Below are 1691 nucleotides of genomic sequence, written 5' to 3' on the forward strand. Positions count from 1 at the left end.
CGTCGCTTGGCTGTGAAGCTTGATCAGCATGCCGATCTCCCGTCTCGCACCTCGTTCAAAACAGATCGTGCCATGAAAAGCGCGGATCGACGAGGGGCTATGTGATCATCCGGGACGGAACAGCTAGAGACGCAATTCGCACGCTGAAGCCAGATCCCGCTTGGCTTCTCCTTTTCAAAGAGCCTCCTGACGTGAAGCTGGAAGCCTTGGTGAACACGTGGCTCGACCAGCAAGGCGCACCGCCGTTGGGCGATCATATTGAGGAGCCCTCGCGCCTCACACAGGTACGTGAACACAACCGGAAATTCTTTTTTGATTTTGTTGGAAGGGCGCGGCCACTTCTTCGTGCCTGGTGCGCAAAATTCCAACCCGATAGGCACGTCGCCAGTTTGATCGATGCGGATGGAGAGGAGGATCTCCGCAAACGACTAGACAGCATTGGTGTGCTGGATTTCCGCATGCTTGACGATCTTTCGGCTGTAGAATGGCTCCAGATACTTAATATTTGGCCGGTCGATATGCCCCATTCGCTGGAACCCAAAGACCTTGGACTTTCAGACGAAGACGTAAAGGACGAAAGCGTGAAGGCCCGTGAAGCTAGGGAAGAGCGCAAGCGTGAAGCGCGCATGGTTGCCTTCAACGGAAAAATGCTTGATCCGACAGAAGTTGATCTTTTTGCGCTTTCCGATGAACTCCAGCAATCGCTGTCTGTGGAGGTGCTAGGCAGTTCTTTGGGTTCGTCCGCAGATTTAGCTACTGTGCAACGCGATGACGATCCTTCTAAACCACCGCGCAAGCAGAACGCAGGTAAGAAAAAGGGGGGGCGACCTCGCGTCCCTGAAGAAAAGACCGAACTGATTGGTCGACTGGGCGAGATGGTCGTGTATCGCTGGCTGAAGCGTATCCTGGGCAAACAGGATATCGACTCTGCATGGGTCTCCGAGAATGGCGCCTTGATCACCGGGCGCGATGGCAACGATGGGCTCGGCTATGATTTTGAGGTCTCTTACAGGAACCAAATCTGGCAAATCGAGGTAAAAGCCAGCGTGGATGACCCGCAATCGTTCGAGATCGGAGAAACTGAAGTCAGGGCAGCACGACTAGCCGCGCGCGCACGCAGTGGCATTCAGTACAAGATTGCATATGTCAGTCACGTGGCAGAACCAGCCCAGACCAAAATAGAAATGCTCCCCAACCCTATGACCGATGAGGGCGCGCATGTTCTCGAACTACGTGGCGAGGGAATCCGATACGGTTTCGAAAGAAGATAGCCCTGAAACAACGACGTCTGGCTTCGACCGATAGTTCGTTCGTAAATTCAGAGAACGTTCGATCCCGGTCCCGTTCCCTCCGCCACTTGCCCTCGCGAAAGCGTTCTCCCGATCAGGCTTCGGCCGGATTTTTCCGTTGTTTTCGAGGGTTATGCGGCGAGGGCTGAGCACTGGCCCCTGCGCCAGGAGGCCCGGAAGCGGTCTCCCAGGCCCGATATTCTCCGGACCTCTCGACTGCCCGATTTTGGTGTAGAGCCTGTAACCATCCGAAATTCCGGGTAAAAATCGAAGGCTGTGACCTGCCCCCGCAAAACCGGGCCATTCAAAAGTAGAGTTTGTTCTCGTAACGTTCAAAGCGACGAGGAGAACAGACGATGCGCAAATCACGCTTCACCGAAGAACAGATTGTCGGGATCCTGC

At 54.7% G+C, this 1691-nt stretch carries 1 protein-coding gene; it reads left to right on the plus strand.

Annotation, left to right across the window (positions count from 1 at the left end; genetic code table 11):
- Window positions 1-191 precede the first annotated feature (191 nt).
- Window positions 192-1271, plus strand: a complete 1080-nt coding sequence (locus tag DQW77_RS17860) for a protein NO VEIN domain-containing protein (protein WP_147095031.1) — start codon at window positions 192-194, stop codon at window positions 1269-1271.
- Window positions 1272-1691 lie beyond the last annotated feature (420 nt).

Source organism: Roseovarius sp. TE539 (assembly GCF_003298505.1).
Lineage (GTDB): Bacteria > Pseudomonadota > Alphaproteobacteria > Rhodobacterales > Rhodobacteraceae > Roseovarius.